This window comes from Streptomyces sp. NPDC085937, assembly GCF_044540535.1.
Lineage (GTDB): Bacteria > Actinomycetota > Actinomycetes > Streptomycetales > Streptomycetaceae > Streptomyces.
The window spans coordinates 451,212-473,886 of record NZ_JBITSH010000004.1; the positions used below are offsets into that span (position 1 = coordinate 451,212).

Sequence of the window (22,675 nt, forward strand, 5' to 3'; positions counted from 1 at the left end):
ACCGCCCCGCCCACCGGCCATCCCCGCCCAACACCCCCGCCCCCGCCCAACACCCCAGCCCCCGCCCATAATTGCCGAGTGACAACGGCGAAGATCACAACCCGGGAATCAGACGTACTCACCCTGCTCGGGGAGCACCTGAGCAACGCGGAGATCGCCGCACGCCTCTTCATCCCACCGGCAGCGGCCACCCTGCCCGTCCCGCTGACCGCCTTCGTCGGCCGCGGAGGCGAACGCACCGAACTCACCGAAACCCTGCGTACACACCGCCACGTCACCGCCCTCGGCCCCGGCGGAGCCGGCAAGACCCGCCTGGCCCTCGCCACCGCCGAAGACATGACCGGCGAATTCCGAACCGCACGAGGTGTGGAAATGGGTGTGCTGGATCTGGCTCCACTGGTACCTCGCCCTGCGCGCCGAAACCGCCGCCCTCACCGGTCACCCTGAGGCACGCACCCGCATCACCACCGCCCGCGCCGTCGTCACCGGCAACCCCATGGCGACCGCCCAACTCGACCGATCCCAGGCCCTCCTGGATGGCGACCCGGACCGCCTGGCAGCCACCGCCCAGACCTTCGCCCAAGCCGGCTGCCCCTACCAGTCCGCCCGCACCCTCCTCCTCTCCGGTTGACGGCTCGCGGTGCGCGGCGCGCGGTGCGCCACCATGGCGTGCCCGGTGCCGCGCTCCCGCGCCCGGCCCTTCGGACGGTCGGACAAGAGCCGTGGACGATGAAGCATGGCCCGCCGAGTGTGGCCTTTCTAGGCTCGGCGGGGAGCCGATCGTGGTCACGCCCCCTGTGGCATCACCCGCTGCGAAGGCCCGTAGTCCGCGTACGGCTCAGAGTCCTTGCCGGGTGAGACCCCGGCTGTTCCTGTTCGAAGGCCCATTCATGACCACCGCAGTACATGGCAAACCCACCATTCTGCTTGTCCACGGTGCCTGGCACGGCGCCTGGTGCTGGGACAGGCTTGTTCCGGCGCTCGCCGCAAAGGGGTGGCACACCCTCACGGTCGACCTGCCCAGCGCGTCGGCCGGCAGCAACGAGACGGCGGGGATGTACGACGACGCACGTGTCGTCCGTGCCCGACTGGGAGAAGTCGACGGGCCGGTGACCGTCCTTGCGCATTCGTACGGGGGCGTGCCGGTCACCGAGGCCGCCGCTTCGGCTCCCAACGTGTCGCGGATCCTCTATCTCGCCGGTTTTCAGCTGGACGAGGGGGACTCGTTGGTCAGTGAGAGCGGAGGACAGTTGCCGAGCGGCGACAAGGGAACTCTGCCGGTCCCCGACAATCCGGCGAAGACGCTGTTCAACGACATCGCCTCGGACGAGGCCGATCGGGCTGTGCAGCGGCTGGTTCCCCAGAGCATACGGTCTTTCAGTGAACCGCTCACCGCGGCGGCATGGAAGACGGTGTCCTCCAGATACATCGTCTGCGAGCACGACGAGATGCTCCCCCCGGCCTACCAGGAGTCGATGGGGAACCGCGCCGACCGCCTGTATCGACTGCCGTCAGGTCACTCTCCCTTCCTGTCCATGGCGACCCGTCTGGCCGAGCTGATCACCACGGACGCCGACAGCTAGGCAGTTCGGATCAGTCGGTCGTTGGTCTGGGCGTGCCGTTGACTGACGCGCAGTGGGCGCGGATCGAGCCGTTACGTCCGGACGGACACCGAAGCGGGGTGGCCGCCGGCGCGATGGCCCGTAGAAAAGGGGCCCCGGCCGGTGAACCCGGCGATTACGCCATCGGCCGCTCCCGCGGCGGACTGACCACAAAGATCCACCTCGCGGCCGACGTCCGCTGCCGGCCCCTCGTGTTCGCAGCCACCGCCGGACAAGCCGGTGATGCACCTGCTTTCACCGAGGTCATGTCCCGCCTACGCGTTCCCCGTCGGCGAGGACGGTCTCGCACAGGCCGGATGTGGTGCTGGCCGACAAGGCGTACTCCTCCCGCGCGATCCGCGAGCACCTGCGCAAGCGCGGCATTCGGGCCGTGATCCCCGTCCCCGCAGACCAGCGCAGGCACCGGCTCCGTCAAGGCAGCCGGGGCGGCAGGCCACCGGCCTTCGACCGCGAGAGGGCGTGGCTGCCGGTTATGAAACCGGTGAAGGGCCGAGGGTGTCGAGCGCCAGCTCGGCGACCTCGGTGAGTGACCCACGATCGGGGTTGATCGCTCCCATGACGCGCAACCCGTGCATCGTGGTGACGAGGTAGCGGGCTATGTCGCGGGCGTCCCTCTCCTCGGAGAACTGACCGTCGGCCTGCGCTTCCGCCACAACCTGAGCCAGCGCGTCCTCGAGCATCGCCGACGTCGACCGCACATGGGCGTACACCTGGGGGTCGTCGGCTATCCGGCCGACCGCGGCTCCGACCATGAGGCAGGCCCGGCGGCTGCCGTCACAGACGATCTCGTCCACGGCGGCCACCAGGACCTCCCGCAGCAGCTCCCGCCCCGGAGCACCGTTTCGGAGCAGCTCGACCAGCGGCAACGCGTAGTACGCCCGGTAGCGGTCCATGGCCGCCAGATACAGGCCTTCCTTGCTCCCGAACGCCGCGTACAGCGAACCGCGGCCCACGCCAGTGGCGTCGACGAGGTCCTGGATCGACGTGCCGTCGTAACCGTTGAGCCGGAAGGCGTTCATCGCTGCCTCAACGGCCTTCTCGGTGTCGAACTCCCTGGTGCGTGCCATGCCCGCGAGCATACGGCAAGAAGAACGAACGGTACAGATTTGCGAACAGGAAACACATTTTATTGACTGAACATTCCATATATGGTCCACTGGTGCATCCCACAGCCCGTCCGGGCCGCAGGCCGCTGCTCGAGCGCCCCTGCGTGATGCCGGCCGCTCGGCCGCGGGAGACCGGACAGCCCTCTGCCGACGGTGGCTTGGACACCGAGGCGGCGCATCCGCCCTCCCGCCCCGCATTTTTCGACCGATGAGGGAAAAATCATGAATGACAGCGCTCAGATAGGTGTCGTCGGCCTCGCCGTGATGGGGCGCAACCTAGCCCGCAACCTGGCACGTCATGGCTACACCGTGGCCGTCGGCAACCGGACGCGGGAGCGCACCGACGCTTTCATCAGCGACTTCGGGCACGAAGGTACGTTCGTGCCCACGGCCGGCGCTCAGGAGATGGTGGCCGCGTTGCAGAGGCCCAGGCGCCTCATCGTCATGGTCCAGGCCGGACAGGCGACCGATGACGTGATCACCGAGTACTCACGGCTGCTGGACCCCGGAGACGTCGTCGTCGACGGAGGCAACGCCCATTTCGCCGACACGCGCCGCCGTGAGGCCGCCCTGCGAGAGGCGGGCATCCACTTCCTGGGCACCGGGATATCCGGAGGTGAGGAAGGTGCGTTGAAGGGCCCGAGCATCATGCCGGGTGGCTCACCTCATGCCTACCGTCTCCTTGCTCCCGTGCTGAACGACATCGCCGCCACCGCACCGGACGGCACCCCCGCTGTCGCCCACCTCGGCCCGGACGGCGCCGGCCACTTCGTCAAGATGGTGCACAACGGGATCGAGTACGCGGACATGCAGCTCATCGCGGAGTCCTACCACGTGCTCCGGAACTCCACAGGTTACGAGCCCCGGAGGATCGCTGACATCTTCCGGCAGTGGAATCAGGGCCGGTTGAGCTCCTACCTGATCGAGATCACGGCCGAGATCCTGGCGCACCGCGACGCGCACACGGGCCTGCCCTTCGTCGATGTCCTCGCCGACGCCGCAGAACAGAAGGGCACCGGACGCTGGACCGTGCAAACTGCTCTGGACCTCGGCGTTCCCGTCTCCGGTATCGCGGAGGCCGTCTTTGCCCGCTCGCTGTCGGCCCACTCGGCACTGCGCGAAGCGGCGACCGCCCTGCCCGGGCCCGGGCGAACGATCCTCCACGAGCGCGACGCGGAACGTCTGGTCACTCAGGTCGAACAGGCCCTCTACGCTTCCAAGCTCGTCGCCTACGCCCAGGGATTCCATCAGATCCAGGCGGCGAGCCAGGCCTACGGATGGAACGTGGACCCGGCAGCCGTGGCCGGGGTGTGGCGCGCCGGCTGCATCATCCGCGCCTCCTTCCTGGACCAGGTGCGCGACTCCTTTACGGCACACCCAGATCTCCCGGGCCTTCTCGCCCATCCGGCATTCGCCCGTGAGATTGGCGCCGCCCAGCTGTCCTGGCGCCTGGCGGTGTCGCATGCCACTCGGGACGGTGTGCCTGTTCCTGCCATGGCCGCGGCACTCGCCCATTACGACACGCTGAGGGCCCCGGGCCTGCCGACAGCGCTCACTCAGGCGCAGCGGGACTTCTTCGGCGCGCACACCTACCGCCGCAACGATCGTCCCGGCACCTTCCACACCCGGTGGGACCTGGACCGTTCCGAAGAGTTTCGTGGTTAGTACCGCCGCCCGCCGTCACCGCGCGCCGCCGGGCAGCCCCCTGGGTGACGCGCCGAACGCGGATGCATCTTTATCGACCATTCGTTCCTGATACTGTATGGTGAACAGGCAGGCTTAAGAGAAGTCTTCCGCCTGCTCAGGGCGTTCGCCCGCCATCTCGAACATCCCGGAGTCGTGACTGTGTCACCCCGGGGCTAAGAACGGAGCACCCATGTCCGACCGTCTGAAGTCGAAGATCATCATCGTTACCGGGGGGACCTCCGGTATGGGTGAGGCCACGGTGAAGCGACTCGCCGGCGAGGGAGCGACGGTGGTCATCGGGGCGCGGGACAAGGCGCGTGGCGAGGCGGTCGCGGCGGAGGCCTCGGCCGACGGCGGCAAGGTCGTCTTCGTTCCGACCGACGTCACACGCGAGGAGGACGTCGCGCACCTGGTGGACTTCACGGTCAACGAGTTCGGGGCACTGCACGGCGCATTCAACAACGCCGGCGGCGGCAACAGCCAGGGGTCGATCCGTGAGGTGGACGCCCCCTTCTGGGAGACCGTGATTGCTCTGAATCTGACGAGCGTCTTCTACAGCCTCAAGCACGAGATCCCGGCGATCATCGCCAGCGGCGGGGGTTCCATCGTCAACAACGCGTCCGTGGTCGGTGCGGCGGGTGACCCGTCGGCCGTCGCCTACTCGGCCGCCAAGCATGGTGTCGTCGGTCTGACCCGTTCGACGGCGCTGGACGCGGCGAAGGAGGGCGTGAGGGTCAACGCCCTCCTCACGGGTCTGGTCAACACGCCGCTCTGGCAGGGCTTCACGGCGAGCAATCCGGAAGCCGCGAACAGCATCCTCAGCCAGCAGCCGACGGGTCGCTCGGCCGAGGTGAGTGAGATCGCCGCGTTCACCGCCTTCCTGCTGAGCGACGAGAGCCGGTTCATCAGTGGTGCCGCCCTGGCGATCGACGGCGCGCTCACCGCGGGCTACTGATCACCTCGCCGGCCGGCCTGTCGAACTGCGGTCGCGGACCCGATCACATGCTGATGGTCGTGAGCGACCCGCAGGGGCCGCCGGAACCTGCGGTCCAGCAGGGTAGCGGTGGTTGACGCGGGGGAGGGCTCCGAACTCTTCCCCGGTCCCGCTCGCTCCGCCGCATGCTCCCTTCGTCCTGGCGGCGAGCGTGTCTCCGGCCTTTCCCGCCCCGGCGAAAACGCGCACTGCCGAAGGCGACGGCCCCTGATCGACTCCCCCGATCAGGGGTCGTCACCCATGCCGACGTCGGCCGAGGAGGCCTGGGGGAACGGCTGTGGCAGCGGCCAACGCGCTCCGCGATGGCGGAGGCAGGGTGAGGCGGCAGAGGCACCCCCGAGGGTCTCCCTTGAGGCCGCAGCGACCCAGGGATGCGAACGTGTGTCCTGTGTCACGATCATGAAGAGCTTCGGCCGGAATTATTGACCGAACGTTCCTCTTGTTATTTACTGTCCAGTGTTCACGCGGCGTCCATTACCGGAGCTGCGAGGAACCGGTTCCGGTGTCTCCTCCCTCTTGTGGCTGACCGAGACGGAAGCAAGACCGGAACCGCAAGAACCACTTTCCGTACGGGATGTGTTCTGTGCCCCTCCCTTCGGCAGTTGCCTGCCGGAGTCGCGGCCACCCGTGCGGAAATGAGAGGAACGGTCATCATGCACATCCAGGAAGCCAAGCGCACCCCCGCGTGGCGTTCTCGCGTCGGCGCATCAGCGCTGGCAGCCGCAGTGCTGGTCGTGGGGGGTCTGAGCGCTGTCGCTCTGGCCTCGCCGTCGGCCAACGCCCACGACCGGTCGGCCAGTGAGGCCTCGCGGTCCCTGGCCGCGAAGGTCCAGCGTCTGGAGGACATCGAGGACATACACCAGCTCAAGGCCCGCTACTTCCGGTTCGTGGACGAGAAGAAGCACGACGAGCTGGCCGCACTGTTCACCCCGCACGCCAAGCTGGTGACCGACGGGATCACGTGGAAGTCCCCGCAGGACTTCGCCTACACGATCCGCGACCTGACCGGCAAGGCCCCTTCCGCCCACTCGGGCATGATGCCGGAGATCACGATCACCGGTCCGAACAAGGCGTCAGGTATCTGGTCGATGCAGGACGTGCTCACGTTCCCGGCCGGCAAGGACGCTCCCGAGGGGCATCACGGTTACGGGCAGTACCGCGAGACCTATCGGAAGGTCGACGGCAAGTGGCTGATCGACTCGGTGCTGCTGACCCGGTTCCGGATGGATCCGATCCCGAACTGGAACCCTCCGAAGACCGCCGAGGCCGCTCCTTCACAGGCCGCCCCTACCAAGTGAGGCAAGTGGGCCGCTCTCCCGAGTGAGCTCACACGCCCGCGCTTCACAGCCACGGAACCGCTGCGTTCCGCCGTGCACCCGCGTGCGCGTCGGGACGGCGGCGGTTCCGTGCCCCGCACTGCCGAGAACCCGCTCGTCGGGAACAGCGCACACGTTGTCTTCAACTCTCGCAATCAGGAGGTAGTTGTGGTCGAAAGCCGTCAGGTGGACGGAATCTTCGTCGAGCACGTCGCACCCGAGGGGGCACCGCTGGGACCCCCGGTGGTCTTCGTGCACGGCGGCAGCCACGGCAGTTGGCTGTGGGAACAGTGGCTGCCCTACTTCGCGGCCGCCGGCCGGCACAGTTACGCCTTCAGTTGGTACAACCACACCAACTCGCGGAACCTGCCGAAGGACGAGTTCGTGCAACGCAGCATGCTCGATGTGACGCGCGAACTGCAGACCGTGATATCGCACATAGGCAGCACCCCCGTTCTCGTCGCGCACAGCATGGGCGCGGCCGCGGTGCAGAAGTACGCGGAGGAGTTCCCGGTCGCGGCTCAGGTCCTCCTGGCCCCGGTGCCCTCGCAGCACACGGGGGGTGCGCCTCTTCCTCTGGAAGTCGATCTGAGTGAACCTTTCCCTCCCATGCCGTACGAGATGGCCGTGGAGTGGTTCTTCGACGGCTGCTCCGACGACGACGCGCGTCGCTACTACAGCCTCATGCCGGACGAGTCCCCGAAGGCCGTCTGGGAAGCCGCTCAGCGTGGCGCGGCCATCACGCTCGACCGCACCCGTATCGGCGGCCCGGCACTGATGGTCGCCGGAGGCCGCGACATCGTGTCACCTGCCGATCTGGTCCGCAGGCACGCAGACCACTTCGGAGCCGACTACCTGTTCTTCCCCGACCGCGCTCACAGCCTCATTCTCGAGCCGCGCTGGAAGGAGGTGGCAGACCGTGTCCTCGCATGGCTCGACCGGTCGGTGTGGTGACCGTACCCGCCGATGATTCCACCCCGCGGATCTCGCCACGCGCAGCGAGCCGCTCTCAACTCCGTACCGCGCCCGGCCGCTCGTCCGTTCGATCCGCCGAGACCCAATAAGTGACGGGCCCGCCCGCGGCCCGGTCATGCCTCGAGAAGATGAGGAAACGTGGAACACCCCGCCGACGGCACCAGCACGCCGTCCATCGAAGAACGAAGGGCGAAGCTCGTCGCCCAGGCCGCCGGTCTCCAGGCGATGCTTCGAGCCCAGGCGGCTCGCAACGAGCAGGAACGCACCGTGTCGCCCGAGGCGGTCGAGGCCATGACCGAAGCGGGTGTCTTCCGGCTGCTGACGCCCAAGCGGTTCGGCGGGCATCAGACCGATCTGAGGACCCTGACCGCCGTCTCGGAAGCCCTGGGACAGGGCGACGGTTCGGCCGCGTGGACCGGCATGATCATCGCGGTGACCAACTGGCTGGCCTCCCTGTTCCCCGACCAGGCTCAGGAGGACGTGTTCGGAGCCGACCCGGACGCGCGCGTGACCGGCGTCGCCGCCCCCACCGGCATGGGGGAGCCGGTCGAAGGCGGATGGCGTGTCACCGGCCGCTGGTCGTACAACTCCGGTGCACCACACGCCACCTGGGCGGCAGTGGGAGCACTACTGAAGGACGAGGCAGGTGCGGTCGCGGACCAGGCGCTGGTGCTCATTCCTGCCTCGGAGCTGTCCATCGAGGACACGTGGCACACGGCGGGCATGCGGGCGACCGCGAGCAACACCTTGACGGCGCAGTCCGTCTTCGTCCCCGCCCACCGAGTGCTGTCGGTGCCGGCGGCGGCAGAAGGCACCTACCCGCGCACGGCGGACGACGGGGCCCTCTTCTCCTCCGCCTTCGGCCCCATGCTGACGCTGTGTCTGGCCGGCCCCCTGCTCGGCATGGGCAGAGCCGCTCTTGACACCGTGGTCGACCAGGCCGGTGGCAAACCGCTGTCCTTCACGATCCACGGACGACAGGCCGACTCCGTGGGCGTTCAGACACAGGTCGCGGAGGCGGCGCTGCAACTGGAGACGGCGCGCCTGCACCTGTATGCCGCCGCCGACGAAGTGGACCGATCGGCCGCCGAGGGCACACTCGACTACGCCACCCGCACCAGGCTTCGGGCGCAGGCAGGTTACGCGGCCCAGCAGGTGCTCGCAGCGATCACGACCCTGCTGAACGTCCACGGCGCCTCCGCATTCGCCGAGACCAGCCCGCTGCAGCGCATCTGGCGGGATGCCAACACCGCGGCCCGTCACGCCGGCCTGGTGCCGGCGGTCGGGTACGAGGTCTACGGCAAGTCCCTCCTCGGCATCGAGGAGCGGGTGAGCCTCATGGTCTGAGCCTTACGGCTTACAACCGGGTGCCCTCCCGGTTCCGGGTCCCGATTCCAGGCCCGGCACCGGCGAGGGCCTCGGCCGTGGACGTACACCGGGAGCTGAGCGTCGAACGGCTCGCTCGGGCAGCGGGTGTCTCCCGCGATTACATCTTGATCATCTGCACGCTGACAGGCCCGGTGGCATGCCGCCCCGGCCCACCCCCAGCCGAGCCGGCAACAGCGCGGTCGGCCCAGCCCTGGAGTGACCTTGAGCACCGCACACCGCTACATCGCCCCTGTAGTCCTGCCCATGAACCGGGCGTGCACCGTGATCCGGGACGGTGCCGTCGACGTGGCCGCCGATGGCCGCATCGTCTACTGCGGACCGGCTGTCGATGCTCCGCCGGAGCACGGCCTTCCCGTCACGCGTCTGACGGGAATCCTGATGCCCGGTCTCGTCAACACACACGCCCACTCCGCGATGACACCGCTGCGCGGCGCCGGGGGAGACCTGCCTTTGATGTCCTGGTTGCGGGACGTCATATGGCCCGCGGAGGCCCGCATGCGCCCCGCCGACGCCCACGCTGGGATGCTGCTGGGATGTGTCGAGATGCTCCAGCACGGAGTCACCACCAGCGCTGAGATGTACATGCATGCCGAGTCGGTCGTCCAGGCAGCGCTCACAGCGGGGAGCCGGGTCCTCTTGGCGCCGGCCTATTTCGACATGCCAGGTTTCTCCTGGCGCAGCGCGGTGAGGACGATCGACGGCTGGATCGACGCGGACGGGCTGAGGATCGGTCCCGGGGAGCGCGTCGAGCTGGGATACGGGCCGCACTCCGCCTACACGCTGCCGGTCGAAGCCTTGGAGGCGACTGCTGTGTCCGCTGCCGCCCGGGGCGCGCTCGTGCACATCCATGTCGCTGAGTCCTCGGCGGAGGATCTGGAACAGCGAGCTGCCCATGGGTCCGTGCCACGGCTACTTGAGGAAACGGGCCTCATGCACGGCCGGCTGCTGGCGGCACACGCCGTCCATCTCTCGGACCACGACGTGCGACTGTTCGCCGACCACGGCGTGGGAGTGGCCCATTGCCCTGGCTCGAACGCCAAGCTGGCCTCGGGCGTCGCCGACCTCACCGTACTGAGGGACGCGTCGGTCGCCGTCGGACTCGGGACGGACGGTCCGGCGAGTAACGACGACCTCGACCTCTGGGAAGAGATGCGGCTGGCCATGATGTTCGCCCGAGTGAATCAGGGCAACGCCTTGGCTCTGACCGCTCCGGAGGCCCTGGTGATGGCCACCCGCGGAGGCGCTGCGGCCCTGGGGCGCGACGACATAGGGATGCTGGCTCCCGGCATGTGGGCCGACATGATCCATGTAGGCGTTGACGGTCCGCATTTCGCCGCCGGGCTGGATGTGCCCGACCGGCAACTCATGGCCAACCTCGTGTGGGCAGCGGGGTCCAGGGCCGTCCGGGACGTCTGGGTAGCTGGGGACCGGGTGGTGACCGGTGGGGTGTCGGAACACGTCGACCGGGTCGCCGCGCAGCACGCCGTCGCCGCGGCGGCGTCCCACATGACGTCATCCCCGCCGAGGTAGCACGCGGACCGCTTGCTCTCCCGGTGAGCACGTTCACCGCGCTGACTGGCGAATGTCTGCCGCTTCCGGCCCCAGCGCCGGCGACCGGAGTCGGTGATGTCGCAGTGAGAAGCGACCCTCTCGAAGCCTGTGTGCCCTGCTCACGCGGGTGACAGGCGGTGTTTCTCCGATCAGTGACTCGTTGTTCCGGCCATGCTCGTGCGCGGGACGGCCGGCCACTTCATCTGCTACCGAGCAGGAGCCGAACGAAGCTCACCCGACGTCGGCCACGACGAGCATCGCTGTCTGCGTGTCGGCCTCCGCAAGAAGATCGCCGCCCGGGGCCCACACGGAGGAACGGCCGCAGCCAGTCCAGGGCCCGGCCGGCCCGACATGGTTCGCCAGCACGACGTGCATGTTCAAGTCATCGGCGATGCCGGGATAGATCGTCGCGAGCTCTTCGACTCCGCCGCCGGTTCCGTAGAGCGAACTGGCCAAGTGCACCTGGCATCCGTCTGCAGACCCACGCGCGGTCAGGTCGGGAAAGTGATTGTCGTAGCACGTGGCGAGCGCGAAGCGAACTCCTGCGAACTCGAATCGACCATCGTGCTGCCCAGCGGTGAAAACCGCCTCCTCGTGCTCGAACAGGCGCTGCTTCCGGTAAGTGGCGAGCAGCTCACCGTCAGCCCCGAAGACCAGCGTCTCGATCGCGGGCCGGGGCCCATCGGTGGCCGCTACACAATTGACGACGGTGGCAGCGCCGCTCTCCCTGATGGCATCGAGGCGCGAATCCTCCGGCGTCACCCACAGGCCGGGATCAGCGAGTACGGTCTCAAGCTCGTACCCGGTCAGGGCCAGCTCGGGAAACACCACGAGCTCTGCGCCCTGAGCGCGGGCCTGCCCTGCGAGGACGGTCATCTGCCGGACGTTGGCGGCCACATCAGCTGGAACACAGGTGAACTGACCTGCTGCGATCTTCATGGAGTTCCATCCTGCCACTCCACAATCGCCCAGCTCACGGTGGGGGCCCTGCCATGGCTCCACGGCTTGGCCCGGGGGGTGGGTTCCGGGTGCCGGCGGGACGGGAGCGGCTGTCGGGCGGCTCCGGTCCGACAAGGGATGCGCATGCGGGCGAGGCCGATCGAACACCCCTCCAGGCATCCGGGAGGGGCGCGGGACGGCTGATGGGAACAGGCGAGCCGCACTGGACCTATCGTGCTAATTTTTTCCGATATGCACCAGTCGTTCCCTGGTGGTTCGGCGCGTACAAGGTGCTGCACAGCCAAGGAGGCGAGGTCATGGGTGATCTCGACGAGATAGGCCGGCGGCTGGATGAGCTCGAGGCGATCGAGAGCATCAAGCAACTGAAGGCACGCTATTTCCGTTTCGTGGACGAGAAGAAGCATGACGACCTTGCCGCGCTCTTCACCCCCGATGCCAAGGTCGTGACCGACGGGATCGTGTGGAAGTCGCCGCAGGAGTTCGCATACACCATCCGGGACCTGACCGGCGCCGCGCCGTCGGTGCACCACGGCCACATGCCGGAGATCGAGATAACCGGGCCCGCCACGGCATCGGGGATCTGGGCGATGGAAGATCTGCTGACCTTCCCGGCCGCCGAAGGCGCCCCGGAGGGACACAACGGGTACGGACAGTACCGGGAGACCTACCGCAAGGTGGACGGCCGGTGGCTGATCGACTCGGCGGAGCTGACCCGTTTCCGCATGGACCCGCTCGACAACTGGGACCCCGGCGCCTGACACGAAGCGCGTGCCCGGGCACGCAGGCGCCAGGGGCGAAGAGTATCCACCACGAGAGTGCTCGGCGGGCCTCCTGTGCGTGTCACGGGCTCGCGCCGACCACTGCCGATGCGAGCCCGCGCCAGGCCGGAAGCTCTCGTGGCGAGACGGCGGACGAACCAGCCTCCTCGAGCGGTGACCCGTCCTCGCCCCGGGGTGCTCACGTGAAGGGCTGTGCCCCGCGGGTTCCGCGGTGGTCAGAACGTCAGAACCAACCTGCCCCGCACGCCACCCGCCTCGAAACGGCGATGGGCCTCGGCTGCCTGGTGTGCGGGGTACTCACCCGCGACACGCAAGCTGATGCGGCCCTCCTCGGCAAGTGCGCGCAGGGCGTCGAGCTTGTTGTGCGCGAAGCGGTACTCGGGTACGAAGACGTTCCGCACGATCACATCCGCCGTGTCACCAAGGGGAACGGTGCCAGGTTCCCCGACGCTGCGCGCCAGGGCGAGCTGTCCGCCGGGACGGATGGCGCCAAGGACCTGGGGCCCCATGACGGCGGCGTCCACGACCGCCTCGACGCCCTCAGGAGCGATCTCACGGATGCGGTCGGCCACGCCCGGGCCTCGGCTGACAACCTGGTCCGCGCCCAGGGACCGGACGAGTTCCTCGTCCGCGGGCGCCGCGTCCGCCACCACGGTCAGCCCGTCCGCCTTGGCGAGCTGCACGGTGTACCCGCCCAGCGCGCCGGCGGCGCCGGTGACGGCGATCCGTCCGCCGCGAGCCAGGCCCAGCACATCGAGGGCGAGGCGTGCGGTGAGGCCGTTCATCGGGAGAGTGGCGGCCTCGGCGTGTGTCGTGCCGACCGGTGCCCTCACGACCTGCCGTGCGTCGACGACGACGTACTCCGCGTAGGCGCCCCCGGAAGGATCGATGGGAATGACGATCGCCATCACGCGGTCACCCACGCGCAGGTCCGTGGCCGCGTCCGGGGCGACGGCGTCCACGACGCCGGCCGCGTCCATGCCGGGCCGGTACGGGGGAGTCAGTCGCCCTGCGAGCATGGAGTCGGTGTAACCGGTGCGCAGCAGGATGTCCGACGGGTTCACCGACGCCGCGTGGACCCGAATGCGGATCTGTCCGGGGCCGACCTCCGGTACGGGCAGGTCGACCACCTCGAGCACCTCAGGACCGCCGTAGCGGAACACTCCCACAGCCTTCATATGGCTACTTCCTTCCTTGAGGGCGCGGACACGGCCGTGTCTGTCGGACGTGTCCGCACCCCAATTATATTCCGAATGGTCAGTATAGAATATGCGCGGTCGTGCCCCGGCCAGGAGCGCCGATGGGCGAGTCTCCGACTTCGTCGGGCGTCCCGAGCAAAGGGTCCGGGTCGTTCGCGGGGGTCAGCGGACCTTGCGGAACGTCTCGCGGAGGTCGTGGACGTAGGCCGCCGGATTTTCGTAGTGCCCGAAGTGCCCGCCCTCGTGATGAGCGTTGACGTTGACGACGTTGAACAGGTTGCGGGTGGGGCCGTTCTCGAACGCGGCGATCCGCTCTTCGACGGTGCGGATGCCCGGCGGGTAGACGTCACCGAGCAGGAACGTGAAACCGGCCGGAGGTTCCACCGTCGGCTGCCGGTCATGGGAGGGCGTCCAGGGATGGCGGACGGTGTTGCGGTACAAACGGATGGAGGAGCCGATCGACCGGGTCACCCAGAAGACGGTGGCCTGGGTCAGGATGAAGTCGCGGGAGAAGACCGCGTCGAAGTCGTTGTTCTTGTCACTCCACTTCCTCCATCGCTGCAGCAGCCAGGCCAGCATCCCGACGGGGGAGTCGTTGAGCCCGTGGGAGAGTGTCGAGGCGTCCAGCATGTGCACGGCGACGTGAGACGCATACGTCGAGTGGAACTTCATGATGTCGGCCCGCAACTGGGGCGAAGCGTCCTCGGGAATCGGCTGCCCGCCCGTCAGGTCCCAGTAGCGGTCGTGCTGGAACATGCCCGGGGGCAGGTCGTGGCCGTAGTGCAGGGCGATGATGCTCTCGGCGTACTTGTGGCCCAGCGCGCTGTTCACCAGGGCACCGTAGTCGCTGCCCAGCGACCCGTACTTCGCATGGCCGAGCACCTTGGTCATGAGCGTGTGGAGGATGTCGGCGATCTTCCAGTAGTTCAGATCTCCCCTCGTCACAGGGGTGGACCACGCGAATCCGGGGAGGGTCGGCATGATGACGTCGAAGGCATCGGCGGGGTCGCCGCCGTGCGCGGCGGGGTCGGTCAGGGGGCCGATGAGGGGGTGGCTGAACTCACCGGGCCACGGCCATCCGTGCAGGATCAGCAGGGGGACGGGGTTCGGGCCCTTGCCGGCCTTGCGGACGAAGTGGACCGGGGTGCCGTCGATCTCGGTCGTGAACTGCTCGAACGCGTTCAGCCGCTTCTCCGCGGCGCGCCAGTCGAAACCGTCGGCCCAGTACTCGACGAGGGGCTTGATGTAGCTCGTGCTGACGCCGTAGTACTCGTCCTCGTTGTCCAGGTCGTCGAAGAACCTGGTCGCCTTGAGGCGCGCCACAAGGTCGTCCAGAACGTCCTGCGCCACGTCGATCGTGAACCGCTCCGGCGAACGGCTGTTGATGTCACTCACGCTCTCACTCGCATTCTCGGAAAGACAGGAGGTCGCAAGGACCTCATCTCTCAGTAGGTGAAGTCCACGCGCAGCCGCGTCTGCGCGTGCTCGGCGATGCACCAGCGGCCGTCGGCGTGGACGAACCCAGGTCTTCGATGATGCTCAAACACTCGGCAGCATCCATGGTCGATCACTGTTCGTTCGTTTCAGTGAGGTGCTCGGCTGACATGCCGGTGGAGAGCGCCGACGCACCGCTCACGCTCTGCAGGGCGGCCACTCCGCAGCTCAGCGGACCGGATGGGCAGGTTGGACCGTAGCACGTATCTTGACCGAATGGTCACTTTGAATGGGTCCCAGCCGAACCGCCCGGTCATGCTTCCTTGCTGTGGCAAGAGACGCGAGGCGGCCGCCGCACATGCGCCACCATCCGGAAGTACGTCGTTCGGGGCGGCCGCACGAAGCTGACCTGCGAGTGCGGTCGAATCCCGTCGCGGAAGGGAGGAAAGCCACGACGAGCTACAAGGCGGCCAGGCCCCGGCCCCGGCCCCGACGGAGTCCATTTTAGGGTGAAGTGCACAGTGAGGTCGGACGATCGCGCAGGAAGTACGGACGATGGAACATGGCCCGTTGTCCGCAGCCTCCGTAGCGTGCACTGAGGAGTCGGCCGTTCAGGCGTGCTCTTGCTGATCCGGCCCCGAGCGCGGAGGATCGTAGACAGGTGCCGCTTCGTAACGGCCATCTGCCGTAGGGGTCTCGAGACGAACCTCACGGTCGATTCCCGGACGGCCTCTTCAAGCGGTGGGTTGCCCACCGTCACCTGAGAGGGACCGTACGTTTTCTTCGTCTATCCACATCGCTCGGTCCCGGCACACGGGCCACATCAGGAGAAGACAATGGGAGACAATGCCCTCGAGGGACGTCGTGCACTGGTCACCGGCGCGGGTGCCGGTATCGGCCGGGCATGCGCGCAGGCGCTCGCGGCACAGGGTGCGACGGTGATCGCCACCGACATCAACCTCGTGACGGCGCAGGAGACGTGTGACCAGATTCGCGCGTCGGGGGGAACTGCGGAGGCCTTCGCCCTGGATGTGGCGGACGAATCCGCCTGGGAGTCGGTCCTTGCGTCCGTGCGGAGCCGCCACGGGGACGTGACCGTGCTGGTCAACAACGCGGCACTCAAGGCATCAGTGGCCGGGGACGGGGCGCTCGCCGACACTCCCGTGGACGTCTGGGACAGGGTGATCGCTGCCAACCTTCGCGGCCCCATGCTCGGCGCACGGCACGTACTTCCCGACATGGTCGCTGCGGGAACCGGCTCCATCGTGATGATGAGCTCGACGGCAGCCCTGCACAGCGTCGCAGGCTTCGCAACCGCCTATTCGTCGGCGAAGGCCGGCATGATCGGCCTGATGCGCACCATCGCGGCAACGTACGGCACCCAGGGAGTGCGCTGCAACGCGGTCGCCCCCGGAGTGATCATGGTTGGCGACGACACCGCGAGCCAGGAAGCCTTCCGCAAGTCCAGCGGGGGACTGGTGCAGCGCCCCGGACAGCCGGCGGACATCGCGGAGACGGTCGCCTTTCTGTCCAGTGACGCCGGCTCCTACATCAACGGGCAGGTCCTGGTGGTCGACGGAGGCCTCACGGCCCACATGCCCGGCCTGTCCCACGGTTCCGGCGCCTGACCGCACCCAGGCCCGCAACACTCCTCGCCGCCCGCGACGACCGGACGTGTTGCTCCCTACGTGACACACCGAAAGAACCCAGCATGGAAATCATTGACGGCCAGCTTCATGCCAACCAGATCGGCCCCCACTGGCAGGAGGTGGACCTCGAAACCACCCTCAACGCGACGATCGTCGCCATGGACGCGGTGGGCGTGCGCGGTGCCGTGATCGACGAATTCACCGGCCTGGACGCCGAGTTCCACATGCTTCCCGGAAGCTACCAGCCCAACGGCGCGTGGCGCCCTGATCGTCCCTTCTCCCAACTGGCGGTCAGCAGGTACCCGGATCGCTTCGTCTGGCTGAGCCGCGTGGACTACAAGGACCCCGACCTCGAGCAGGTCGTCGCGGCGCTGCGCCGGCAGCCCGGATGCGCCGGTATCCGTGTCCACGCCGGCCATGACGGCAACACCTGGCGTGACCCGGAATTCGAGCGGGGCGGATACAGCAGGTTGTTCGCGGCATGTGAGTCCGAGCAGGTCCCGGTGTTCATCATGGTCACCCCCCGCGCGGAGACCCTTGAGCCGTACTTGCAGAAGTTCCCGGATCTGAAGTTCGTCATCGACCATATCGGCATCGCCTGGCCGGCGGCCGACGCGGCACCGACGGAGCGTTACGGTCGCCTGGACAAGATCCGGTCCCTGTCCGAGTACGCCAATGTGCATCTGAAGTGGTCGCACATCGAGCGCCTTGCCGGTGAGCCGTACCCGTACCCCGACCTCATTCCGCACTTCCGCAAGGTCGTCGATGCTTATGGGGCTGAGCGGATCTTGTGGGCAAGTGACCATACTCAGGCGGTCAAACCCGGCCTGTCACCCCATCCGGCGCCCTACTCCCACAGCTTGCACTATCTGCTCGACTCGGATGCCTTTTCCGCGGCCGAGAAGGAGTGGATGCTCGGTCGCACCGTCCGCAGCGTATTGCAGTGGCAGCTCTGACAGCGGCTAGCACAATGAGGCGGATCGGCCCTGGTGGTCGTGCCTGACAGGCGAGTTGGGTGTTCCACTGGAAGTGGGGACTCACCTTGGGTGGTGACGGATGACTTGTGGGAGCGGGTCGAGCCGCTGCTCCCGAAGAAGGAGCGGCGGTTCCGCTACCCCGTCCGCCTGCCCGTCCCGGACCGCCAGGTCCTGTGCTGTGCGGAATCCTGTATGTACTGCACAACGACATCCAGTGGGACACCTCCCCAAGGAACTCGGCTCCGGTTCGGGCATGACCTGTCGGCGCCGGCTCCGGGACTGGGATGAGGCCGGAGTCTGGCAACGGCTGCACGAGGTCCTGCTCGCCGAGCTGAACGCGGCAGCACGGCTCGACTGATCTCGCTGCGTGGTCGGCTCTTCCCACGTCAGGGCCCTAAAAGGGGGATCCACACGGGCCCGTCGCCGGTCGACCGGTGCCGGGCCGGCTCCACACATCACCTGATCACCGACGGTCACGGCACTCCGCCCGCAGTGGTTCTCACTGGCGGCAACCGCAACGACGTAACCCAGCTCCTGCCGCTGCTGGATGCCATCCCGCCCATCCGTGGCCGTGTCGGCCACCCACGGCGCAAGCCGGATTCTCTGTTCGCCGACCGCGGCTACGACCACGACGTCTACCGTGACCAGGTCCGCGCCCGAGGCATCGTGCCAGCCATCGCCCGCCGAAACACCCGGCACGGCACCGGACTTGGCGTCCAGCGGTGGGTGGTGGAGCGAAGTTTCGCCTGGCTGCACAGCTTCCGGTGGCTGCGAGTCCGCTGGGAACGCCGGGCCGACATCCACGAAGCCTTCCGGAAGCTGGCTGCTGCCTCATCACTCACCGCCGGCTTCGGTCACTCTGTTAGTTGCTGTCGTCATCTGTATAGAGACAGAAGGGATGACCAGCAGGGTCGAGCATCACCATGACGTTGTCCTGCGGCTGATACCCGGCCTCCCGCGCACCAAGTTGCAGCGCATGGGCTACAGCAGCCTGCAGATCGACGACTTCGAAGTCCAGGTGCATCGTGATCCGCTGGGCGTCATCCTGAGCGGGCCAGACCGGAGGGACGTAGCCGTCCGAGAGCTGGAAGGCCATGTAACCCACGCTCTCCGAGGGCGCGACAGCTGCCCCATCGGGCTCTTCCTTGGTGATCTGCCAGCCCAGCAGATCCGAGTAGAAGTGGGCGAGCGCCAGCGGATCGGGCGACTCAAGCACGACGCCCCACCAGTCGTGTCTCGACATGCGAGGAGTACCGGGCTCATGACTGGGTCGTCCACGCATGCTGCCCACTACCTCCGGATGCTCCGCCGCAGATCCTCTTCAAAGGCTGACCACCGGACCTTATCGACCGCTCGAGCACGAGGACCAGGAGACCTTGCACAGGAGGCCGTGCATGCTTCCGAAGCTGATGGGCTTCATTGTGTTGGCCGTTCTGAAGGAGGTAGAACGCTTTGACCGGCTGGTGCAGCTGACTTCGTCAGCTGCACCAGCCGGTCGGGTTGTGCTCAGGTGATGATGGCCGTCGTGGTCATACGGCTTTGTTGGGGGCCGTGGGGCATGGTGCCGCGCGGTGCTGCACAGGGGATCCGGTACCGCGCTGTACCGGTCTCGCGTCGAGGTGATCGGGGCGCGCTCGGTCCGGCTCGGCGGAGTGGTGGTCGATGCCGGTGCGGACCGCCTGTTCGGTGGCGATGGCGCCTGGCAGGCGTATGCGCCGCAGGCGTGCACGGGAAGTGGTGTCGTGCATGGTGCCTCCTGTGTCGGTGGAAGAGCGGCGGCGCAACGTGTGACGCGCCGCCTGAGGATGTTTCTCGAGGGCCGTGTGCGGTGATTTCTGGTCACCGCACACGGCCGTGCCTCATCGGCGGTCCGTGCGGCTCGGTGCGTTCAGAGCGAGCGGATGAGGCCGCCGTCGACGCGCAGGGCTGCGCCGCTGACGTAGTCGGCGAGGGGGCTGGTGAGATACAGGACGGCGCCGGCGACCTCTTCGGGGCGGCCGAGCCGGCCGCGGTCGTTGGGGAGCAGGTGGGCGGTGGCGTCGCGTTCGATCTCCGGCCAGGTCTCGCCCCAGCCGCGGTCCGGGGCGATGCCGGTCAGCAGGTCCTTGACGGCGTCGACCAGGATCGCTCCCGGGGCGACGGTGTTGGAGGTCACGCCGGTGCCGGCCAGTTCTCGGGCGAGTGAGACGGCCAGGTTGTGGCGGGCGGCGAGGGTGGCGTTGTAGTGGGGGTGACCCGCCATCGGCGTGACGGCGAGTCCGCCGCCGATCTGGATGACGCGGCCCCAGCCCTGGTCCCGCATCTGGGGGACCAGCCGCTTGATCATGCGGACTCCGGACAGCACGTTCGCCTCGTAGGTGTCGCGCCAGTCGTCGATGGTCGCGTCGGTCCAGGTGACGTGTCGGTAGGAGCCGGCGTTGTTGACCAGGATGTCGATCGGGCCGTTCGCCAGGGCCGCTGCCGCGACCGCGTCGGCGCCCTCGTCGGTGGCCAGGTCACCGAGAGCTACCTCGGCGCGTCCGCCGTCGTCCTGGATCGCTCGGGCCACGGCCTCGGTACGTTCCTTGTCGCGGCCGTGCACCACGACGGTCGCGCCCTCGGCCGCGAGGAGAGCAGCGATCGCCGTTCCGAGGCCCGAGCTGGAGCCCGTCACCAGGGCGCGCTTGTCGGTGAGCTTGTAGTCCATGTCACTTTCGCTTTCGTTTCCCGGCGGTCGTGGATGACGCCTGTGCCGGCCGTTTCGCAACGGCACAGGGGGTGACCGCGGTGCCGGGCGCGTCGGGGGATGCGCCGCCCGGCCAGTGATCGGAGGTGAACCTCCGTATTATCGGAGGCTGCCCTCCACTTTACTGGAGGGTGCCCTCCGGTGCAAATGTGCACGGATGTTCCGTCGCTGACGCGGATCGCCGCCTGTGCGACATGCGTCGCGTTCCTAGGGGAGGGCTATGGGTGGGGTGCCGGTCGATTGGGCGTGGCTGCATCCGGTCCGGCTGGAATCGGGCGGCGTGCGTGTCGCCTCAAAGAGTCCTCGTCGCTCGGTGTGCGGGGGCGGTCAATGCCGTGCCGGGGCGTGCGCCCCGGTCGTGGATCGGCGCCCGAGGCAGGGCTCGGCCCGCGTTCAATCGGGATCCGGGCGGGGCGAGTAAGCGGAGGATTCCCTCCGATATAGTGGAGAGGTGCCTCCGTTTCCAGGTAGGCACTCCTTTCGGCTGCACCGCCCGGCGAAGCCCGCTTGCTTCGTTCCGCCTCGCGCCCAGCCACCCGTCCCGTCGCGCACCCACCGCTTCGCCAAGGAACCCCATGCCCCGCCCCCTTCCCTCACCACCGCTCACCCTTGCCGTGCTCGCCGGTGCCGCCGGCGCCTTCTCCATGCTGCAGTCCCTGGTCAGCCCGGTGCTGCCGACCATCCAGGAGGACCTGGGCACCAGCCGTTCCACCGTCACCTGGGTCCTGACCGCATGGCTGATGTCCGCGTCCGTCGCCACCCCACTGCTCGGCCGTCTCGGTGACTCCCTCGGCAAGCGGCGCACCCTGCTCCTCGCCCTGGCCGCCGTCTCGGCTGGGTCCCTCCTCGCTGCGCTCGCGCCGAACATCGGCGTACTGGTCGCCGCCCGCGTGGTCCAGGGACTGGGCGGCGCCGTCTTCCCCCTGGCCTTCGGCATCGTCCGCGACGAGTTCCCCGCCGAGCGCGTCGCCCCGGCGATCGGTTCCCTGTCCGCCGTCCTGGCCGGTGGCGGAGGCCTGGGGCTCGTACTGTCCGGGCCGATCGAGGCACACCTCGGATGGCGCTGGCTCTTCTGGATCCCCATGGTGTCGGTGGCCGCCACCGCCGTTCTGGCGGGGCTGCTCGTCCCCGAATCGCCGGTGCGCCACCGAGGCCGCACCGACTGGCGCGCGGCGCTCCTGCTGTCGGGCTGGCTCGTGGCGCTGCTGACCCCTGTGAGCCGCGCCACCGCATGGGGCTGGAGCTCACCGGGCGTCCTGGGCCTGTTCGCGCTCGCCGCAGTGCTGTTCCTCTGCTGGATCGCTGTGGAGTCCCGCTCGGCCGATCCACTAGTCGACCTGCGCATGATGCGCCTGCCGGCGGTGTGGACCACGAATGCGGTCGCGGTGCTGTTCGGAGCGAACATGTTCGCGGTGACGGCCTTTGTCCCGCAGTTCCTGCAGACTCCCGCCACGGCGGGTTACGGCTTCGGCTCCAGCGTGACCGAAGCGGGACTGCTGTCCGTGCCCATGCTGGCCACGATGGCGGTGGGCGGGGTCCTCTCCGGTTACCTGTCCGTTCTGGTGAGCCCCAAGGCACAACTCGTCGTGAGCGCACTTCTGAGCACCGCGGCGTGCGCGTCCTTCACACTGCTGCACGACCACCCGTGGGAGGTCGCGGCCGCCGGGGCCGTGTTCGGACTGGGACTCGGACTGGCTTACGCAGCCATGTCGACCCTGATCGTCCGGAGCGTACCGGCCCACCGAACGGGCGTGGCCACCGGCATGAACGCCAACATCCGCAACATCGGCGGGGCCATCGGCACCGCCGTGGTCGCCACCCTCGTCACGTCCGACTCGCTACCGGGCGGCCTCCCCCGGGAGTCCGGGTTCACCCACGCTTTCCTCCTGCTGACCGTCACCTCAGCGGCCACCGTCGCCCTCGCCGCCCTGGTGCCGACGGTACGGCGCGGGGGCACCACCGCCGCCCGGCACGCGCAACCACGCCGCAAAAGCGCGCATCCGCAGTGACCCGACTCCCAGGACCGAACCCGCCCCTCCCCGAGCGGACGGCAAACCTTCGGCACCGGCCCGCAGCGTGCTCGCGTTGCGGGCCGGTGACAGCGGCGCTGCCGTGGACAGACAGCAGCACCGAGGTTGCTGCCGCCCGTGCAGCCCGCAGTGCGCGGAGGCTTCCCCGGCCCGGCGGGCGGCCACGCGTCGACGACCTTTAGGGCATCACCGACCAGGCGGGAACTGACGGCCGTAAAAGGCAGTACATCGACTCTTTCGTGTCCTCACGCCTCACCAGCGCTGGGCAGGCCGGCGCACGAAC

At 68.1% G+C, this 22,675-nt stretch carries 18 protein-coding genes and 2 pseudogenes; 14 read left to right on the forward strand and 6 right to left on the reverse strand.

Annotation, left to right across the window (positions count from 1 at the left end; translation table 11 throughout):
• Nucleotides 1–376 precede the first annotated feature (376 nt).
• From ACIF8S_RS12165 to ACIF8S_RS12175, 3 genes and pseudogenes are all read left to right on the forward strand, one after another.
• Nucleotides 377–631: a hypothetical protein gene (locus tag ACIF8S_RS12165; RefSeq protein WP_399998915.1), complete on the forward strand. Its 255-nt coding sequence runs from the start codon at nucleotides 377–379 to the stop codon at nucleotides 629–631.
• Between the two features lie 259 nt (nucleotides 632–890).
• A complete protein-coding gene (locus tag ACIF8S_RS12170; protein WP_399998916.1) occupies nucleotides 891–1,583 on the forward strand; it encodes an alpha/beta hydrolase in 693 nt (230 codons plus the stop codon).
• 110 nt (nucleotides 1,584–1,693) lie between these two features.
• Nucleotides 1,694–2,076: pseudogene (locus tag ACIF8S_RS12175) on the forward strand (transposase); the annotation flags it as partial.
• 16 nt (nucleotides 2,077–2,092) lie between these two features.
• Here the strand turns inward: ACIF8S_RS12175 and ACIF8S_RS12180 are convergent.
• Nucleotides 2,093–2,689 carry a TetR/AcrR family transcriptional regulator gene (locus tag ACIF8S_RS12180; protein WP_399998917.1) on the reverse strand — a complete coding sequence of 199 codons (597 nt, stop codon included), beginning with the start codon at nucleotides 2,687–2,689 and terminating at the stop codon, nucleotides 2,093–2,095.
• A gap of 261 nt (nucleotides 2,690–2,950) precedes the next feature.
• Here ACIF8S_RS12180 and gndA point away from each other — a divergent pair, with 261 nt between their 5' ends.
• The 6 genes from gndA (at nucleotide 2,951) to ACIF8S_RS12210 (ending at nucleotide 10,618) form a co-directional block, all read left to right on the forward strand.
• Complete coding sequence (gndA, locus tag ACIF8S_RS12185; protein WP_399998919.1) at nucleotides 2,951–4,393, forward strand: NADP-dependent phosphogluconate dehydrogenase; 1,443 nt, start codon at nucleotides 2,951–2,953, stop codon at nucleotides 4,391–4,393.
• Between the two features lie 211 nt (nucleotides 4,394–4,604).
• On the forward strand, nucleotides 4,605–5,369 hold the full coding sequence (locus ACIF8S_RS12190; RefSeq protein ID WP_349795026.1) for an SDR family NAD(P)-dependent oxidoreductase: 765 nt from the start codon (nucleotides 4,605–4,607) through the stop codon (nucleotides 5,367–5,369).
• A 692-nt stretch (nucleotides 5,370–6,061) separates the two neighbouring features.
• Complete coding sequence (locus tag ACIF8S_RS12195; protein ID WP_399998920.1) at nucleotides 6,062–6,706, forward strand: nuclear transport factor 2 family protein; 645 nt, start codon at nucleotides 6,062–6,064, stop codon at nucleotides 6,704–6,706.
• Between the two features lie 186 nt (nucleotides 6,707–6,892).
• Nucleotides 6,893–7,678 (forward strand): alpha/beta hydrolase, encoded by a 786-nt coding sequence (locus ACIF8S_RS12200; RefSeq protein WP_399998921.1) that lies wholly within the window; start codon nucleotides 6,893–6,895, stop codon nucleotides 7,676–7,678.
• Nucleotides 7,679–7,837: 159 nt separating this feature from the next.
• Complete coding sequence (locus tag ACIF8S_RS12205) at nucleotides 7,838–9,046, forward strand: acyl-CoA dehydrogenase family protein (RefSeq protein ID WP_399998922.1); 1,209 nt, start codon at nucleotides 7,838–7,840, stop codon at nucleotides 9,044–9,046.
• A 243-nt stretch (nucleotides 9,047–9,289) separates the two neighbouring features.
• A complete protein-coding gene (locus ACIF8S_RS12210; RefSeq protein WP_399998924.1) occupies nucleotides 9,290–10,618 on the forward strand; it encodes an amidohydrolase family protein in 1,329 nt (442 codons plus the stop codon).
• 252 nt (nucleotides 10,619–10,870) lie between these two features.
• Here the strand turns inward: ACIF8S_RS12210 and ACIF8S_RS12215 are convergent, their stop codons facing one another.
• On the reverse strand, nucleotides 10,871–11,578 hold the full coding sequence (locus tag ACIF8S_RS12215; protein ID WP_399998925.1) for a carbon-nitrogen hydrolase family protein: 708 nt from the start codon (nucleotides 11,576–11,578) through the stop codon (nucleotides 10,871–10,873).
• Between the two features lie 317 nt (nucleotides 11,579–11,895).
• Between ACIF8S_RS12215 and ACIF8S_RS12220 the strand changes: the two genes are divergently transcribed.
• Nucleotides 11,896–12,357: a nuclear transport factor 2 family protein gene (locus tag ACIF8S_RS12220; RefSeq protein WP_349795032.1), complete on the forward strand. Its 462-nt coding sequence runs from the start codon at nucleotides 11,896–11,898 to the stop codon at nucleotides 12,355–12,357.
• A gap of 236 nt (nucleotides 12,358–12,593) precedes the next feature.
• On the opposite strand, the gene ACIF8S_RS12225 is transcribed toward ACIF8S_RS12220, so the two are convergent.
• Together ACIF8S_RS12225 and ACIF8S_RS12230 are read right to left on the reverse strand one after the other, a co-directional pair.
• Nucleotides 12,594–13,556 carry a zinc-binding alcohol dehydrogenase family protein gene (locus tag ACIF8S_RS12225; protein ID WP_399998927.1) on the reverse strand — a complete coding sequence of 321 codons (963 nt, stop codon included), beginning with the start codon at nucleotides 13,554–13,556 and terminating at the stop codon, nucleotides 12,594–12,596.
• A 183-nt stretch (nucleotides 13,557–13,739) separates the two neighbouring features.
• Nucleotides 13,740–14,972, reverse strand: a complete 1,233-nt coding sequence (locus tag ACIF8S_RS12230; protein ID WP_399998928.1) for an epoxide hydrolase family protein — start codon at nucleotides 14,970–14,972, stop codon at nucleotides 13,740–13,742.
• Between the two features lie 875 nt (nucleotides 14,973–15,847).
• Between ACIF8S_RS12230 and ACIF8S_RS12235 the strand changes: the two genes are divergently transcribed.
• The 3 genes and pseudogenes from ACIF8S_RS12235 (at nucleotide 15,848) to ACIF8S_RS12245 (ending at nucleotide 18,564) form a co-directional block, all read left to right on the forward strand.
• On the forward strand, nucleotides 15,848–16,639 hold the full coding sequence (locus ACIF8S_RS12235) for an SDR family NAD(P)-dependent oxidoreductase (RefSeq protein WP_399998929.1): 792 nt from the start codon (nucleotides 15,848–15,850) through the stop codon (nucleotides 16,637–16,639).
• 83 nt (nucleotides 16,640–16,722) lie between these two features.
• Complete coding sequence (locus ACIF8S_RS12240) at nucleotides 16,723–17,616, forward strand: amidohydrolase family protein (RefSeq protein ID WP_399998931.1); 894 nt, start codon at nucleotides 16,723–16,725, stop codon at nucleotides 17,614–17,616.
• Between the two features lie 90 nt (nucleotides 17,617–17,706).
• A pseudogene (locus tag ACIF8S_RS12245) lies at nucleotides 17,707–18,564 on the forward strand (IS5 family transposase).
• Here the strand turns inward: ACIF8S_RS12245 and ACIF8S_RS12250 are convergent.
• Both ACIF8S_RS12250 and ACIF8S_RS12255 read right to left on the reverse strand, forming a co-directional pair.
• Nucleotides 18,500–18,880: a VOC family protein gene (locus tag ACIF8S_RS12250; protein WP_399998933.1), complete on the reverse strand. Its 381-nt coding sequence runs from the start codon at nucleotides 18,878–18,880 to the stop codon at nucleotides 18,500–18,502. The pseudogene ACIF8S_RS12245 and the gene ACIF8S_RS12250 sit on opposite strands and share 65 nt — an antisense overlap.
• 645 nt (nucleotides 18,881–19,525) lie before the next feature.
• A complete protein-coding gene (locus ACIF8S_RS12255) occupies nucleotides 19,526–20,323 on the reverse strand; it encodes an SDR family NAD(P)-dependent oxidoreductase (protein ID WP_399998934.1) in 798 nt (265 codons plus the stop codon).
• A 614-nt stretch (nucleotides 20,324–20,937) separates the two neighbouring features.
• On the opposite strand from ACIF8S_RS12255, the gene ACIF8S_RS12260 reads away from it, so the two are divergent.
• Nucleotides 20,938–22,371 carry an MFS transporter gene (locus ACIF8S_RS12260; RefSeq protein WP_399998935.1) on the forward strand — a complete coding sequence of 478 codons (1,434 nt, stop codon included), beginning with the start codon at nucleotides 20,938–20,940 and terminating at the stop codon, nucleotides 22,369–22,371.
• Nucleotides 22,372–22,675 lie beyond the last annotated feature (304 nt).

Coding starts and splice junctions, on each gene's coding strand:
- ACIF8S_RS12170 (WP_399998916.1), top strand. CDS start 891: ATGACCACCGCAGTACATGGCAAACCCACCATTCTGCTTGTCCACGGT.
- ACIF8S_RS12180 (WP_399998917.1), bottom strand. CDS start 2,689: ATGGCACGCACCAGGGAGTTCGACACCGAGAAGGCCGTTGAGGCAGCG.
- gndA (WP_399998919.1), top strand. CDS start 2,951: ATGAATGACAGCGCTCAGATAGGTGTCGTCGGCCTCGCCGTGATGGGG.
- ACIF8S_RS12190 (WP_349795026.1), top strand. CDS start 4,605: ATGTCCGACCGTCTGAAGTCGAAGATCATCATCGTTACCGGGGGGACC.
- ACIF8S_RS12195 (WP_399998920.1), top strand. CDS start 6,062: ATGCACATCCAGGAAGCCAAGCGCACCCCCGCGTGGCGTTCTCGCGTC.
- ACIF8S_RS12215 (WP_399998925.1), bottom strand. CDS start 11,578: ATGAAGATCGCAGCAGGTCAGTTCACCTGTGTTCCAGCTGATGTGGCC.
- ACIF8S_RS12220 (WP_349795032.1), top strand. CDS start 11,896: ATGGGTGATCTCGACGAGATAGGCCGGCGGCTGGATGAGCTCGAGGCG.
- ACIF8S_RS12225 (WP_399998927.1), bottom strand. CDS start 13,556: ATGAAGGCTGTGGGAGTGTTCCGCTACGGCGGTCCTGAGGTGCTCGAG.
- ACIF8S_RS12235 (WP_399998929.1), top strand. CDS start 15,848: ATGGGAGACAATGCCCTCGAGGGACGTCGTGCACTGGTCACCGGCGCG.
- ACIF8S_RS12240 (WP_399998931.1), top strand. CDS start 16,723: ATGGAAATCATTGACGGCCAGCTTCATGCCAACCAGATCGGCCCCCAC.
- ACIF8S_RS12250 (WP_399998933.1), bottom strand. CDS start 18,880: ATGTCGAGACACGACTGGTGGGGCGTCGTGCTTGAGTCGCCCGATCCG.
- ACIF8S_RS12255 (WP_399998934.1), bottom strand. CDS start 20,323: ATGGACTACAAGCTCACCGACAAGCGCGCCCTGGTGACGGGCTCCAGC.
- ACIF8S_RS12260 (WP_399998935.1), top strand. CDS start 20,938: ATGCCCCGCCCCCTTCCCTCACCACCGCTCACCCTTGCCGTGCTCGCC.